Origin of the sequence: Methanobrevibacter sp. (assembly GCF_045116495.1) — an archaeon.
Classification (GTDB): domain Archaea; phylum Methanobacteriota; class Methanobacteria; order Methanobacteriales; family Methanobacteriaceae; genus Methanocatella.
In genome coordinates, this window is sequence record NZ_JBGULU010000021.1 from 1 (window position 1) to 16,684 (window position 16,684).

Here is a 16,684-nt window from a genome sequence, read left to right on the forward strand (position 1 = left end):
ATATTTAAATTTTAATAAAATATATTTGAAAAAAAGATAAAATAAAGGTTAAACCTTTATTTTTTTATAGTAATTTTATTTGAAATAGTACAACCGCCATAACTGGAAGTTATTGTGTATTTGCCCACTTTTAAGTTCTTAAGGGACAAAGTTGCAATACCTTTATTATTTGTTTTTGCAGTGTATTTTTTGTTTTTCATTTTAAAGGTAATTTTCTTGTTTTTCAAGATTTTACCGTTTTTATTAACCAACTTAACTGTAAATTTAGTGGTCTTAGCTTTTTTCTTGGAAATGTTTTTAGCTGTCAATGTAGGTTTGAAAACAATTTTATTTGATGTTGTATAACCGTCGAATGTAGCTTTAATGGTATATGTACCTGCTTTTAATTTAATAGAATAGGTTGCATATCCATTAGTAGTGGTTTTTACTTTTTTAGATTTTCCATTACTAAGCTTAAAGTATACATATTGTCCTGAAACCGGTTTTCCATCAACATCCAAAGCGCGAACCTTATATTTTACAGTATTACCATAATACACTGAATAATTTTTACCGCCGGTCAGCAATGGCTTTTGGATTACTTCCAGAGTTGAAGCTGTATTAGCATCATTATAGTTTTCCACACCGCTGACTACTGCAGTTATGGTATGATTTCCACCTTCCAATGAAACAGGAACTGCATAATTAAGTGTTGCCACACCATTTGCAACAACCGCTGTACCCATTGGTGTCGCTCTTCCAGCAGAATTCAGTCTGTTAAATTGAACGACTGCACCGTTAATCTTGTTTCCAAATTCATCTACAACAGTTGCAGTTATATTTCCACTATCTCCTTGCTGAATGGAAACATAAGGCACATCAATTACAATATTTCCATTGGATACTGTGACCGGTACATCAATTGTTTCGGACTTATAATCTTCCTTGGACACTTTTGCAGTAAACGGATATTGGGCAGGAGTGTAAGACTCATCAAGTTTGTATTCAATTGTAGCTATTCCACCAGATACAGTTGACTGTCTAACGCCTCCATCAACATCATAAAAGTCTACAGTAGCTCCATTCAAGTCATTACCCAGAGTTATGACAATATTAGCTGTGCCTCTGTAAGGAACATTAATTTCGTTAACTTTTGGATTTGCAACATATTTGTAATTACCTGAAACATTATTGTTTTCTGTGTTGGAAACAGCTTTGTTTCCAATTCCTTTTTCACAGTCTAAATAATTATCAGCAATGACATTTTCAATTGCTTCATTGTCTAGAAGTATTGCATATCCTTTTTTGGAAGTTACCTCATTTTCTTCGATGTAATTCTCGGTTGAATTGGACATTAAATAAATTCCTGCATTGCCTGTTCCGATAGAATCTAAAATTTTAACTGTTAAATCTTCACCGTTACCATTAGCATTGATTTTATTATCTTTAATGCTGTTTTTGTTACCATTTACGAAAATAACACCATATACATCTTTACCATTTGCATTGACTATGTTATTCCATACAACATTATCACTTGAACCGTATCCTTCAATTCCATAAATTGCCTGAGAGTTCAAAGTAAGATTATTGTTTTTAACAGTTGATTTTTGAGACATTTCAAAGTAGATACCGTATGCTGCTGCGTCTGAATCAATATTGATAACATTGCCTTCGACTGAAGTGTCTTCTGATTCATCACCGATGATTATTCCTTCAACACAGTAAATTCCATCAAGAGTTATTTGATTTCCAATGAATGCATTGTTGGTTGCGCCCTGGCCTTGAGGAGCACTGTGACCGGTATAATATCCCAATACGCCCATTCCATAAATGTAGTTGTCTTTGGATTTTACGAATACATTATTGTCTGAAATGGTATTGTTGTGGCAGTTGAAGTATAAGTCGATACCTACAAGTGAATTTTGAGATGATTTGTTTCCGGTTGTGGATTGCTGATCGGCTAATTTTGAGGTGACGTTTACATCGTTTCCAGAAATTATATTGTTAGATGAGTATAATAATAAGATTCCATAGGTTTGATAAATTTCTGAAACAACATGTGCACTATCAGTAGTATATTCATTACCGTCTACACAATAACGGTTACCATCAATAACAAGCTCATTACCATCCAAACAATAAGACTTACCATCAATAACAAGCTCATTACCATCCAAACAATAGGCATTTCCATCAATGGTCAGTTCATTACCATCCAAACAATAAGACTTACCATCAATAACAACTTCATTACCATCCAAACAATAAGACTTACCATCAATAACAAGCTCATTACCATCCAAACAATAGGATTTTCCGTCGATGGTCAGTTCATTACCGTCTAAACAGTAGCGTGTTCCTCCGATGACAAACTCATTGCCGTCGATGCAATAGCTAGTGCCGTCAATTACAAACTCATTACCATCCAAACAATAAGACTTACCATCAATAACGAATTCATTACCATCCAAACAATAAGACTTACCATCAATAACAAGCTCATTACCATCCAAACAATAAGACTTACCATCAATAACAAGCTCATTACCATCCAAACAATAAGATCTTCCGTTGATTACAAGTTCATTTCCGTCAATGCATTTTTCAGGTGAAAACTGATAGGATTCTCCAGTACCAGTTGTACGGATTGTATTATTAGCAAAAATACACTCTTCACATGCGTATGAGAGTAATGTAAAAGTCAAATAATCCCCTTCAGAAATCAATACGTTATTTATAACATCAATATCGCTGGATTGTAATAAATAAATTGCATAAGCAGCTTTAGGGTCACTGACAGTAATATGGTTATTCATAATTCTGACACCAGGAGCCTGATTTACAAAGATACCCCAAGCGTTTACCCTTTCGGCTTTTTTATTTATTATGGTTAAATTTTCAATCAATACATTACCGGAAGTGACTTTGAAAGTGGAATTGTAAAATATCGGATTTTGACCAGTAATTTTAACCGCTTTTGTGACATATATCACTTCATTGGAAAAGGTTCCTTTAAAGTTTAAAATATCAGTATCATTAATTTCGGAAGTCAAACCACCGTTATCATTAATATATTCACGAATATTTTCCGGAGTGATTGTATGGACCGTTCCTTTATAAATATAAGTAGGTTTGGAAGAATCAATTACTCCTGCTGGAGAATTAATCAAACCTCCACCAATAATCTTATTTGACTCAACATCTATTTCAGATGTATCCTCTTGAACTCCAGAAGCATCAATTGCATATTTATTATTGGTATAAATGACATTGTTTACAACAGTTACATTTTTCGGCATTCTTTTTGAACTTAATTTTTCAATTAAAATACCAACACCTGAAACTGAAGTAATGTTGTTTCCGTCAACAAGCAATCCAGAACCTTCATCTTTTTGATAAACACCTGATCCGGATTCTGTGAAAATAACATTATTTCTAATAATAACATTGGAACCACTAGCTACTATTCCTCTTCCTTTATCGGTTACATTAACACCATTGTTTTCCACAACAGAATCATCAAGAGCAGTGATTCCTGCTCCGGTGGATATTACTTTAGCTCCAATAATATGGTTATTTGAAACTAATGAATTGTAGGAAGCTACAATACCGTATTCTCCTCCGGATTCAACACCAGGATTATTATAATCAGCTCCTGTGAGATTAATAATCATATTATCAATTATTGTATTTCCCGCCTCTGAAGTGGAAACACCTCTATAACCTCCAATAACTGTATTGGATTTGATTATGTTTTTTTCACCCATTACCTGAATACCGTATGCCCATGAAGTAGGCAATACATTATAATGGACAGTGTTATTGAAAATCATATTATAATTAGATTTACCGCCTTTTAAAGGCCCACCGGAATAACTGGATAAATAAATTCCGTTTGCATCATCTGCCTCAACATGGTTATTGGCCACATAATTATAATGGGAACCGCTGAGAATTAGAGGCGGTGTGGATCTTGTAAAACTACCATGTCCATAAGTAATTCCATATGCCTTTAAGTTATTGTCTGTTACATTATTGTAATTAGCGCCGTTTGCCAAACAAATACAATATGATGACCTTCCAGTGTTATTTATAACACAATTACTGACTGTACAGTTACTTGCGGAGTTTAAAAATATACCATATGTTTCATCTTTTGTATTTGCAATATTCAAATTAGCTATAGAACTTCCAGAAGCTCCACTCAATAATGAAATCATTGAATTTTTCAGTGAATTGGTAGATGTTCCGGCAACATTTACTGTCTTGTCAAAAATAAAGGTTTTGCCTGAAAAGCTTCCATCAAGTAAAACTGTATCTCCAGAGTTTATTTTTGAGGATATTGCTTTTCCATCAACTGAACTGAAATATTGATTATAATTATCTTCTGTGATAGTATGTGAAGATGCACCAATCTCATAATCCTTTTCAATAGCTACAACATCTTCTGAACTATTTGAACTATAACTAATATCTTTATCAATGGATAAACTAACCGTATCCTGAATAGCTCCATTACTACTTAATTCTGTCATGTTTCCATCATCTGCAGCGCTAACTGCACAAATAGAAACGACAAGCAGCAATAAAACTAAAAAAATATTAATTTTTTTAATCATTATTATACCTCATCAATATTAAATTATAATATATTTAAAAAGTCCAACTAAATTAAACTTTAAAAAATATCTATTATGACATTATTTATAACAAGATATAATATTTAAAAATTACTGAAATATTAAAAATATTAAAAAAAATAAAAAAAAGTTGATGATTAAATTAATAATCATCATAATCGTCGTTATTATCACGCCAGTATCCTGCTAAGAATATTACAATCAATAGAATAACTGCAATAACTACAAATATTGGCATGCTTGATTCAGTTGCACTAGCTGATTTGGATGTAGATTTTTCAGAAAGCTCATAAGATTTAGCGCCACTAGCACCAGATTCTCCAGAAGATGAATCTTGAGAAGATTGTGAATCTGCAGCAGATTTAGCATCTCCAGTTGCAGATGGTTCAATACCAAAAGCTGTTTGACCACCGTCGTTAGATCCATCAGATTGTTCTTGAGAAGTATTATTGGTTAGTGTATTCGCATTTTTATTACCGTCATCAGATTGCCCATTGTTATTTCCGTTTTGGCCTTGGTTACCATTTGAATTTTCTTCCGCTTGATATAATGGGTCAGTGTTTGTAGCTTGAGCGAGAATTTCTGCGAATTTTTGCTTTTGAGCAGGAGTTAGTGAACTTAATTGAATAATTTCTGAATTCCATGCAAGATTTTTACAAGTGTGGTGACAACATGCCACACCATAATCAATAACGCTTTGCATGTAGGTATCAACTAATTTCTGAACTGTGCTTGAATCTCCGTCCCATATGCCCTGCTGAGCCATATAAATCATCCAAGCAGTGGAAGATTGTGCACCTGCAGCAAGCTGAGAGTTGGTTACTCCCGAATCAATTTTCATTATGGTTTCTGCTAATTGATTACCCAATTGCTTATTTAAGTTTCCTCCACCTATTACAGTACTTGCATAGAAGTTTTGGAATCTGGAGGCATAGGAGTTCATTCCACCAGGAGTGTTAACTAATGCGTTGTAATATTGTGGATTTAACAGCATACTTCTAACTTCAAACTCTATTTCTTCCTCGTAAGTTCTTGAAATATAATTGTTTTTGTTCCTGATATCGAAAAATGATGTATCTGGTCTGGCTTTACCGGATTGATTTTTCAAAACATTTGCAGCATTATATAAACCTCCAAACCAATCGTAGTAATCGTCTGAATCGAATAATCTCCATGAACTGTCAAAGTTTTGAGTAACTACATCAACATTTTCAAGTAAATATTTATAGTTTTCTTTCTGATTATTAACTACAATATTACCTTTTTCATCGAGAGTCCATGAATAGGATACTTTGCTTAAATAAATATCCATAGCATATTCATTAACAGATGAAATACTCCAATCTGCAGTGTTTGGAATAAGGTTTGACATTCCAGTTCCTTCTAATACATTACCTGGAAGACCAAATAATCTATCCAAAGTAGGATTTTCTGCATAATGTTTTTTAACATAATTATTGGTTTCATCCTCACCGGTAGCATTTAAAGCTAAGTTAACTGAAGTTAACATCCAAGTAATCCAATCCTTATTATTTGTAACCATACTGGCGAACACATCAACTCTAGGCCTATTTAAGACTGTACCATTTTCAAATGTTACTGTAAGATTCTCAAGAGGCAATTGCTCTACACCCAGAACTTTACCGTTATCTGCCCATACAGGTTTACATCCTAAAAGATACATGAATTCCGCAACACCAATACCTTCAGTTCTTGATATTTCAGTACCCCACAAAATCAATGAAGTTAATTCCGGCCATTTGCCGTGCTGCTCATAGTAATTTGCCAAAAGCATATTAACAATAGTAACTGCAGACTCATAAGCTGCCTTAGATGGCATTCTTGTTGGGTCTGATGCATATCCGTCAAATCCAGTAGGTATTGAATCACCATAGGAAGGATCAGCAAATAATCCTGATTTTACATATGAACCATTTAACGAACGCATAATCGCATTCCATTCATTATTTCTATGAATATTAGCAATAATGTCTTCACAGTAACTAGTTGAATTATATAATGCAGTGCCTTTTTTAATACCTAACTGCTTATTCAATTCAGCAGCTGAAGTGCCGTTGACCAACTTGGAAACATAGTCTTTTAAGAAGGAAGTAATCTTTTCAACTTCATCGGCATACCTGAAATCTTTTTGCATATCCTTATAGAAACTTAAACCTGCTAATTTCGGATAAAGGAATTCAATCAATTGGTCATAAATTTTTGTTTGGGAAGTGACAATTGTTACAACTTCCTCTATTAATTCATAACCGGTTAATATTTTACCGAGAGTGTGAAGACCAAAAGTATTGAAATCATCTTCCATAGCGTCCAAGTAATGGTGCAATTCATCAATCCAATCCTGGAAAGTCTCGTTGCTTGACATATTTCTAAAACCTAATTCCGGAGCCAATTCCAGAATCATGCTTTTATATGATTCGGCATTAGAAGTTACATTTAAACTTAATTGTTCTTTATAGTAATTGATATAATTTTTTAATGTAGTATAATTACCATATAACTCAGATGATACCATTGCAGGAGTCATGTGAGTGATTAATAAAGCAGAACTTCTATCTCTAGCAACCATAGCTTCACCAGGGTTTGACACAATATAAGGATAAACTGTAGGAATTAAAGACAATTCAAATGTCCAATCTCCCGGAAATGCACCAAGGTTAATACCTGGCAACCATTCCAAAGTTCCGTGAGTTCCCATACTGACAATAGCATTAATCTTTGCAGTTTTTTCCATCCATTTATAAAATGAAACATACTGTTGGTGAGGAGGAATAACCAAACTGTGATAATCTTGAACTTCCTCCCAACCTCTACTTGGCTGGAAAGTGATGAAAACATTACCGAACCAAACACCTGGAATTACAATGTACTTGTTCTTATATACCATTGCAGGACCTAAATTATCTCCCCAATAGCTCATAAGATCATTGTACAACTTATCCCTTATATCTGAAGTTAGATATTCAAAATCTTCAAGGGATATCAGTTGATGATGCTTCATTAATGTATCCCAGTTTTCTTCAACATATTTTTCAAGCAGACCGCTTGCCCATGAACCCTTGTTGTTCATGTCAAATATGATTTGAGTCAAATTATATAATGAAATGAAATTTGCAATACTTCCATTGATTTTGTAGCCGGTAGTTGAATTGATGAGTATTTCGTAAGTGTTATTGTAGTAATTCAAATACTCGACAGACCCTCCAATATCATAGCCTTGAATATATAACTGGACAAGCAGCTCATATGCACTATAAAATACATCCAGATAAGATGCACCTATCTCAGCTTTACCCGGAGGGTAATTATAAAGCATTATGGCTACTTTTTTATCAGAATTATTCAAATCATGCAAATCAGCCCATTTACAGTTTAACTGAACCATTTTATCCACACCATCCTGAATAACATGGGATTTTCCTAAACTGTCAACCCAGGATAATGCGACTTGACCGAATACACCTTCAAAACTTGGATAGGTAACCATATATGTCCATTCAACTTGAGGTCCCAATTCACTGTTGTAACTGTATTCTGAAATCTCAACGATTCCCTTCAATACATGCAAATCAATATCTGTCAAATCAGGTTCTGCAGTACCGTTGGCATAATCCAATGACCAGCTGCATAATGAATTTATGGCAGATATTCCAACAGTTGAAAGATTGGCTATCTTATTTAAAATTGAAGACATTGGCGGTTGAGTGCCTGTTTTAAATACATTAAATGCAGGCCTGCCATTTGCTTCGTAACCTCTAATCAATGCATCGGATACCTCTTCACCACCATAATAGGAAGCAATTGCTATGAAAGATTTGTCAGGATGGAATTTAGCGATATAATCGTTTTCAAACTTTTTAAACAATGCTGTAGGATCCAAGACCTTTGTTAACCATTCAACATAATTTTCTGTCATCCAATTTAAACTACCATCGGAACTGTGAGTATAACCCGGATTTTCGCGAATCCATGAATTAATTAAAACTCCTTCAGGAACCAATGTATACAGTCCTAAATCAGGATGATAAAAACCACATTCAGGAGACATTAACGGAGCATTATTCTCATCAAGAGTCGGATTAGAATACTTAGAAGGATTAATCAAATAACGAACATAATCAAAATAATTTTTCATATTGCTCTGAAGGATATCTGACTCCTCAATATCTCTAGCCTGGAAATAAGAACCTATGTAGGTATTTTCAATTGTATCGTAGGTATTGTTCTTTGGAGAAGCACCTACTATATGCAAACCAGTGTTGTTCAATATTTGCTTTGAAAAGACACTGAACGTATACGCTACATTATAATTCGCATTTGCAGGGGATTTTGCCAAAAGCTCTTTTAAGTACTGTCCTGTAAGAACACTGTATGCGGATTCTGAAAACATGTCAATATGCATGAACTTGGCATATTCAACTAACCATGCCCTGGACTTGTCAAAATCGGTAGTACTGATGTAAGCTACCCTTTTTGACATGTTCATCAAGATGTCGACCTTCTCGTTATGAGAGTTGTAATCCACAAGCAGCAATATGTCCGGAACGAAAATCACATCTTTAATATTCAAGGTACCGCTCTTTTTAGTGAAGTCCAAATCTGTCAGTTTTATCGGTTCATAAGTTGAATAGGAAACTTCCAGTGAGTAAACCTTTGAACCCAGATTTTTTATCACTGCATTACCGTTCGAATCGGTAATTTGTGTTGAAACCAATTTATTATTAGAATCAAAGACCTTGACGGTAGCCCCGGCTAGGTTAATACCATCTTCATCCCAGGTACTGCTGTTTTTGATGTATGAATCCTTTACATTAATATTAATGACATTGTCGTTGGCTGCCAATATCGGACTATCCGCACTTGACGTCAAAACCGCATCATGCGTCACAACAGTAGTATTTTTAGCAACCCCAGATATTGTCTCGTTGGTTTCTGCAAATACACAACCTACAGAGACCAGAAGCAATATAGAAATCATCAATGCAAATATTATTTGATTATTAAGCTTTACCGTATTTTCACCTCCTTTTAACTGATTAATTATAAAGTAATAGTAATAATTATTTACTATAAGTTTAAATTTAATTTGAGAACATATAAAAGTTGCTGAATTTATGCAAAATTTAAAATTTATAATAAAAATATAAGTTCAAATGATATACATTTAAATACTTAAATAACTAAATAAAATTTGCTATTATATTGAGGTGATAATATGCGAAAGAGTATGATAGGTATAATTATATTATCTATAATCTTAGTCGGAATGGTTATCCCAGCAAGTTTTTCAACTAACGATAGCCAAGTAGTAATTACATATGGTGAAACAACTCACCACAATGCGAATTATAAAAATATTGTTGATGATTTCTTTGAAAAACAAGCACATGTTGACATGTACAAAGTAACATCAAAAATAATCACTGCAGATCAAGTAAATAAGATTTCAACTTCAATATCTGGAAAAACTTATGGTTCAGACCAAATATTTTCATCAGCTCTCGTTGATTTGAATGAAAATGACAATCTCGAAGTTAGTGTGGACAAATCTAAAATTACCACAATAACAGGAGACATGTACATTTCAGCATTAAAATCAGCAGGAATCACAGCAGGTCATGTTTATGTAACAAGTCCTGTAACCGCAACAGGTGAATCAGCACTTGCAGGCATAATGAATTCATATGAAGAAATTACCAATGTTAAAATTCCAGAGCCTGTAAAAGAAGCTGCAAACAACGAAATCTACACACAAGCAGAAATTGTTGAAAATTCAAATGTTAGTGCTGAACAATTAACAGATTTGGTTGATGATGTAAAAGAAACCGTTAAAGAGGATAATGTTACAGACCACCAAACTATTGTAAACATAATCGAAAACTACACAGTTGTAAACAACATTAACATTACAAACAGCGATGTAGAAAACCTTGCAACAAGTATTGAGCAAATACAAAACGTGCAAGGAGACATAACCAACTACACTTCAGAAGTGTCTGGCATGTTTAATAATACTACTGATGATAAAAATCCTGTAAAAGGATTATTTGATGGACTATTTAACTGATAGTCCATGCATTTTTTTATTTTTATCCAAAAATTAATTAATCTATTTTTTATATATTATTACTATAATTTAATGAAGTGTATTTATGAAATGGAAAATTGGCAATGTAAAAATTGATAATCAAATTGTTTTGGCGCCTATGGCAGGAATCTGCGATTCAGCATTCAGAAGGATAGTGAAATCCATGGGCTGCGGGCTGATTGAAACTGAAATGGTTTCAGACAAAGCCATAATGTATGACAATTACAAGACAAAAGAAATGCTTTACATGACAGAAGAAGAAAGGCCAATTTCCCAGCAGATTTTTGGAGCAGAAGCAGAATCGTTTAAAATAGCTTCCAAATTCATTCATGAAAACATGAAACCTGACATTATTGACATTAACATGGGATGTCCTGTAAAAAAAGTGGCTGTTAAAAGCAAGGCAGGAAGCGCCCTTTTAAAAAATCCTACAAAGGCTGAAGAGATTGTTAAAGCCGTCGTAGATACCGTGCCTATTCCAGTTACAGTAAAAATCAGGAGTGGATGGAGTAAAAATAGCATTAATGCAATTGAAATGGCAAAAATGGTTGAAGATGCAGGTGCATCAGCAATAACCCTACATCCACGTACCCGAGAAGACAGATACGACACGCCAGCAGACTGGTCACTGATAAAACAAGTAAAAGAAGAAGTTTCAATACCTGTAATCGGCAATGGCGATATATGGACATGCTATGATGCTAAACGAATGCTTGATGAAACCGGCTGTGATGCTATAATGATTGGTCGGGCAATCAGGGGAAATCCTTGGCTGGTTAAACATTGCATCGAATATCTGGATGATGGAAAAGAGCCTGAAAGAGTCAGCGCTGAAGAAAAAATAAGTATGGCAAAAAAACATGCCGAATTACTGATTGATCTAAAAGGCGAAGAAATAGCCATTCCCGAAATGAGAAGCCATGCCGCCTATTATTTAAAGAATCTTCCCGGAAGTTTTGAAATCAAACCAAGAATTTTTAAAGCAAATACAAAAGAAGAACTGTTCAGCCTATTGGATGAATATCTTACATCCTATAGGGAACATAGGAAAAAAGACTCAAATTAAACCAATTTTTTTAATTCTTCAAGATTTATATGTATAAATTCTTTATTTTTTGAATCCGCCAATATCTTAAATTGCTTGTTATTTGTTTTTCGGTAAGCTTCATTCATTAAAACCTGCAAATCATCAATATTGCTATTCAATAGAATATTCAATTTTTCCTGATGATTGCTATCCAAATTTTCCAAATATTCTTTGACCTTTGGTTCAAACTTTTTTACCAAATTTGATTTTTTTCTGGCCATCCTTTTCAGTATAAACGTTGGTGCTAATTTTAAAAGATTCTGATACTCTAAAACATCATCACATGTAAGTTCACCCATTAGCAAACCTCCTTTTACTACAAATAACTTTTATTAAACAACTATCAAGTCGAAATATTTTAATACTAATAATTATTTAATTTGAATCCTTATTAAATCTTTTGAAATTTGGACAATAACACCTTGAATTGGAAATAATAATATTTATGGCATATTTTTGCCAATATGGCAAAAATCTGTGATTTACAATCCCATAAAAATTTGGACCATACGTTCAGCGCCTATAAAAATAGACCCCAGCATCATGATTCCTGCAATTGCAATTGCAATAAACCAAATTTTTGCATTCCACTTTAAAACTTTGGTTCCGTCTAAGCTATAAAGGGGAAACAGGTTGAATGTAGCTAAAAAACTATTGACAGAAAATCCAACACCACTGACTAAATATATTAAATGAAAAATTCCTGAGTAAAATCGTAAAGGATATATTAAAGCCACAATAGCTAAAAATACTAATGCAAGACCCATATTGGCCATTGGCCCTGCAATTAAAATCCTGCCGTTTATTTCATCGCTTCGATTTTCCGGATGAATCTGAACTGTGCCGGGAGATGCAAATACAAAACCAAAAAATGATGTAACGAATGCTATTGCTAATCCAAGAGGCCACAATTTAAATTCAGCATCACAACTATATTTCATTGCAATATATTTGTGGCCAAGCTCATGCGATACAGATCCGATTACCACACCAATAATAATTATAGGTAAAATTGAAATGATACTTTTATGGTTAAATCCTGCAGTTGCTATTGAAAAACAGATTGTAAGTACAATAAATGCAATTATTAAATCCCGTATTTCTTTTTTTGTATATACCAACATAAATATCAATATCTAGTTTCACATTTAAATTTTTTTTTCTTTAAACCATTGCATCAAGATAAAAATTTTGAATAAATTGCATAATATTTCAAAATCATTTACTGAAAAATCAGCATTTTATGTAAATTATACCTTGATTAATTCCATTTTAGTAAATTATATATACAAATATCCATAAAGACTCCAATATAGGGCTTTTTAGTTTATTAATGACATATTTTTTTAACATGCCCGTTAAAATTGTCTATATAGATTACTGCCCAAAATAAAAGAAATAAAACATTTTATTAAAAAATAGAGGAGATTAAAATGGATATCAAAAAAATAATAGCATTGGCCATAGTCATTTTAGCAGTATTTAGCTGTTTAAGTGCTGTAAGTGCCGGATTGTTTGACTTTTTAGGAGGCGACAAGTATTTGGAAGGTGACGGTGCACAAGTTAAAATACCAAGTACCTTTTCCATTGACGATAAAAAGATAGTTGCAACCGGAAAAGACATTAATATAACATTTACCGCACAAAAACACTCAGATGAAAAATTTGAAGACGAATTCTTTGCTGCCATTAAAAAGTATGGTAAAGACGTAGGATATGAAAACGTAACCAACAAAACAATAAACGGATATACCGTGCATGATTTTGCAGCACATTCAGACAAACTCAAAAATTTAACTGCACCAACAGTAGTTGAGGGAAGTGATTCAGCTACAATAACATACCCGCCAGAGATTGCAGCACCTTTCGATGACCCTGTTGACCATTTCAGAGCAGTTACATTTATCAAAGATGGAAAAGAAAATAAATTAGTTATTTTCACAAATAATGCCACTGCTAGCTTATACACTCCAGAAATAGAAGGTATTATTGACAGTGTTGGCCCTATGGAAAACAAGTAAATATAATGATTTTTAGAATAACTTCTAAAAATCCTTTTTTTATTTTTTGGTTAAAGGTTTTCAATTTAACATTACCCTTGGATTTTTCTCCCAAGAAAGTTTCCAATTTCCTTTTGATTTTTTCATGATATTTTTTTAAGCTTATGCAAATATTATTTGAAATATCCCGTTAGCGGACAACTACCAAACAAAATTTATAAATGTTGTGATACTCAACATATCATCAAGTGATAATATGAGGCAAAAAATTATTTTATTTACAATCATCCTAATCGTTTTTGGATTAGGGATTAGTGAAGTGACTGCAATCAGTGATGCAGAAACGCAAGCAAACAATATTTTAAATAAAAACAGCACAGACAGTGATGTTCTAATCGTTTATTTTTCAAGAACAGGTGAAAATTACAATGTCGGAAATGTGGAAGTCGGAAACACAGCAATGGTGGCCTCCTACATCAAGGAATATTTGAAAGCCGACTCATTTGAAATAGTTCCTGTAGATAAGTATCCAGATAACTATGACGAATGTACCAAACTTGCATCAAAAGAAAAAGATGACAATGCAAGACCAAAGATTCAGGGAAAAATTGATAATTTTGATAGCTACAAGACAGTATTCATAGGTTATCCTATTTGGTGGGGCGACCTGCCAATGATAATGTACACCTTTTTAGAAGATTATAACTTTGACGGCAAAAATGTATACCTATTCAATACACATGAAGGATCTGGAGATGCCGGAACATACAAAACAGTCCAATCAAAATTACCAAAAGCAAATGTAAATATTGATGGTTTAGCTATGGACGGGAAAACTGCAAGAAGTGAAGCTGGAAAACAGCAAACAATAAACTGGCTAAAAGAATCAGGTTTTTAAAATGAAAAAGATGGTTGTGGACATTCTATTATTCATATTAATGTTAATGGAATATTCAAAAGTATACCTTCCAGGAGAAATTCACGAAATAATCGGAATATGCCTAATAATACTGGTTATTTTACACTTAATCTTAAATAAAAAGTATTTCAAATCCATTTTAAAAGGAAAATACCCTCTTAAGAGAAGTTTAATGTTGATCATAAACATATTGTTTATAGTAACCTTTTCTGTAACCTGTATAACAGGCATTTTATCAAGCCAGAATATCCTAACATTTCTGAATATTGGAAGCCTTACCACAATCTATCTTCACAAAATTTTGCTTATGCCAGCATAATAGTGCTGGGAATGCACTTAGGCATTAATCTTACCAAATTATTTGATAAAATTGAAAATAAATTAATATATGTTGCAATAATTATATTGGGAATTTATTCAATGATTGCAGTTGATTTCTGGAATCATTTAACAGGAAATTATGGTTTTAGCTTAGTTACTGGAAATATAATTATAAATACACTGGAATATCTATGCATAATTTTAATGATAAGTGCAATTACCAATCTTGCCGTTAATTCTAAAAATATTTAAGCTACAATCATTTCCAAAAAAAGAAAAAATAACAATTTTAATTCAAATAGTTATCAAATTGCAAATTAGGTTTAAAATTAAAAAACAAAATAATTAATATTTATGGCCTGTTAAGAGTAACCCATATAAAATCGTGTGGGTTACCTATGAAATATAGGCAAAAACTACTTTCATTTCTGACATTTCATTTTAAATAGATAACCCATTATATAAACAATCAGGGTATGCTTAAATAATATTAATAATATAGTAAGATTATAAAAATCTCAGGTGATGAAATGGCCGACAAGTCAGATAAAAAAATCAATTTTAAAGAACATATATTAAGATTTATCCTCGTTACTGTAGTATTATTTTTAATAAATCTTATATTCACACCAAACCACTGGTGGTTCTATTTCCCAATGGTAATAGTTGCAATTATATTAATAGCCAAGTATATAAAAGTCGTTTTTATCGATGATTAACCTTGATACTAACTGAATAGTAAAATATGAGTGATTTCACCTTCTTTTTAAATTATGAAAGTTTAACTATGAAAATAAGCAATGTGTAATTAATATTTATGGCCTGTTAAGAGTAACCCACCAAAAATCTGGTGGGTTACCTATCAAAAATAAGCAAATCCAACCTCAATTTTTGACATTTAAAATTTAAAAAAGAAAAATATTAAAGGATTAATGCAAAATAAAATTAATTAGAAAAAGTGGTTAAAATGTATGAAATTGATGGAATTAATATTTCAGAATTGAACCCAGATAGAGTTTGTCTTAATTGTGTGCATTGGCAAGCTAATATACAATTAAAAGGTGCTGCAGATGGCGTTATTTGTCATTTAGGTAATGGACACACTAATCCAACGGATAGTTGCAGTCAATTTGAACCTGCAAGAACTTCTGATTGCCTACAAAATCCAAATAGTTACCACGATAAATCACAAAAATTACAAGTTTTTAAAAGATTGTGAAAAAATAAGAAATAATTAATATTCATGGCCTGTTAAGAGTAACCCACCTTCTGTTTAACAGCATTCATCTTAGCGTGCTACCTTGCCTCTTACAGGTTGTCATCGGCAACTTTGCTCTTGCATCCTACGGAATGGCCGTTTCACCGCTTCTTTTAATGTCCTCAATTAAATATCATCGTCTACCATTAAAAGCCGTGTCGTTTCTGCTCCAGAGTCATGCTTCTCAGCATACGTTTTTCAACGCCGTAGTTCTGTGTGATGGGCGGAGTTTCCTTAGTTTATATAATAAACCAGCAGCTGTCTTTAACTTGCCATAAAATATTAATTAAAAGTAGCAGGGCCTAGATTTGAACTAGGGATCTCGGGGTTATGAGCCCCGCGGGATCACCAGACTACCCCACCCTGCTATA

General features: G+C 33.0%; 12 protein-coding genes, 1 tRNA gene and 1 other RNA gene. 8 read left to right on the top strand and 6 right to left on the bottom strand.

Translation table 11 applies throughout. The features are described 5' to 3' along the window. Positions 1-56 precede the first annotated feature (56 nt). A complete protein-coding gene (locus tag ACJMLH_RS00990; RefSeq protein ID WP_405274078.1) occupies positions 57-4,601 on the bottom strand; it encodes a right-handed parallel beta-helix repeat-containing protein in 4,545 nt (1,514 codons plus the stop codon). A gap of 163 nt (positions 4,602-4,764) precedes the next feature. Beyond that, positions 4,765-9,618: a cobaltochelatase subunit CobN gene (locus ACJMLH_RS00995; protein WP_405274079.1), complete on the bottom strand. Its 4,854-nt coding sequence runs from the start codon at positions 9,616-9,618 to the stop codon at positions 4,765-4,767. Positions 9,619-9,855: 237 nt separating this feature from the next. Here ACJMLH_RS00995 and ACJMLH_RS01000 point away from each other — a divergent pair, with 237 nt between their 5' ends. Together ACJMLH_RS01000 and dusB are read left to right on the top strand one after the other, a co-directional pair. After that, the gene (locus tag ACJMLH_RS01000; protein ID WP_405274080.1) at positions 9,856-10,707 is read left to right on the top strand and encodes a DUF1002 domain-containing protein; all 852 of its coding nucleotides are present in this window, start codon (positions 9,856-9,858) and stop codon (positions 10,705-10,707) included. A gap of 85 nt (positions 10,708-10,792) precedes the next feature. Continuing rightward, a complete protein-coding gene (gene dusB, locus ACJMLH_RS01005; protein WP_405274081.1) occupies positions 10,793-11,794 on the top strand; it encodes a tRNA dihydrouridine synthase DusB in 1,002 nt (333 codons plus the stop codon). Here the strand turns inward: dusB and ACJMLH_RS01010 are convergent. Continuing rightward, positions 11,791-12,114, bottom strand: a complete 324-nt coding sequence (locus tag ACJMLH_RS01010) for a hypothetical protein (RefSeq protein WP_405274082.1) — start codon at positions 12,112-12,114, stop codon at positions 11,791-11,793. The two genes, dusB and ACJMLH_RS01010, sit on opposite strands and share 4 nt — an antisense overlap. Positions 12,115-12,297: 183 nt before the next feature. Continuing rightward, positions 12,298-12,939, bottom strand: a complete 642-nt coding sequence (locus ACJMLH_RS01015; protein ID WP_405274083.1) for a site-2 protease family protein — start codon at positions 12,937-12,939, stop codon at positions 12,298-12,300. 309 nt (positions 12,940-13,248) lie between these two features. Here ACJMLH_RS01015 and ACJMLH_RS01020 point away from each other — a divergent pair, with 309 nt between their 5' ends. The 6 genes from ACJMLH_RS01020 to ACJMLH_RS01045 all read left to right on the top strand — a co-directional run bounded on the left by ACJMLH_RS01020 (position 13,249) and on the right by ACJMLH_RS01045 (position 16,274). Continuing rightward, on the top strand, positions 13,249-13,836 hold the full coding sequence (locus ACJMLH_RS01020) for a hypothetical protein (RefSeq protein WP_405274084.1): 588 nt from the start codon (positions 13,249-13,251) through the stop codon (positions 13,834-13,836). A 235-nt stretch (positions 13,837-14,071) separates the two neighbouring features. After that, the gene (locus ACJMLH_RS01025) at positions 14,072-14,713 is read left to right on the top strand and encodes a flavodoxin (protein WP_405274085.1); all 642 of its coding nucleotides are present in this window, start codon (positions 14,072-14,074) and stop codon (positions 14,711-14,713) included. Position 14,714: 1 nt separating this feature from the next. Then, a complete protein-coding gene (locus tag ACJMLH_RS01030; protein ID WP_405274086.1) occupies positions 14,715-15,053 on the top strand; it encodes a hypothetical protein in 339 nt (112 codons plus the stop codon). Positions 15,054-15,064: 11 nt separating this feature from the next. Continuing rightward, positions 15,065-15,307: a hypothetical protein gene (locus ACJMLH_RS01035; RefSeq protein WP_405274087.1), complete on the top strand. Its 243-nt coding sequence runs from the start codon at positions 15,065-15,067 to the stop codon at positions 15,305-15,307. A 278-nt stretch (positions 15,308-15,585) separates the two neighbouring features. Further along, positions 15,586-15,774: a 2TM domain-containing protein gene (locus ACJMLH_RS01040; RefSeq protein WP_292751974.1), complete on the top strand. Its 189-nt coding sequence runs from the start codon at positions 15,586-15,588 to the stop codon at positions 15,772-15,774. Between the two features lie 248 nt (positions 15,775-16,022). Then, on the top strand, positions 16,023-16,274 hold the full coding sequence (locus tag ACJMLH_RS01045; RefSeq protein ID WP_295609565.1) for a hypothetical protein: 252 nt from the start codon (positions 16,023-16,025) through the stop codon (positions 16,272-16,274). 27 nt (positions 16,275-16,301) lie between these two features. Here ACJMLH_RS01045 and rnpB read toward each other — a convergent pair. Together rnpB and ACJMLH_RS01055 are read right to left on the bottom strand one after the other, a co-directional pair. After that, positions 16,302-16,586: RNase P RNA component (gene rnpB / locus ACJMLH_RS01050), an RNA gene on the bottom strand. A 20-nt stretch (positions 16,587-16,606) separates the two neighbouring features. Continuing rightward, positions 16,607-16,681, bottom strand: a tRNA-Met gene (locus ACJMLH_RS01055). Positions 16,682-16,684: the final 3 nt, after the last annotated feature.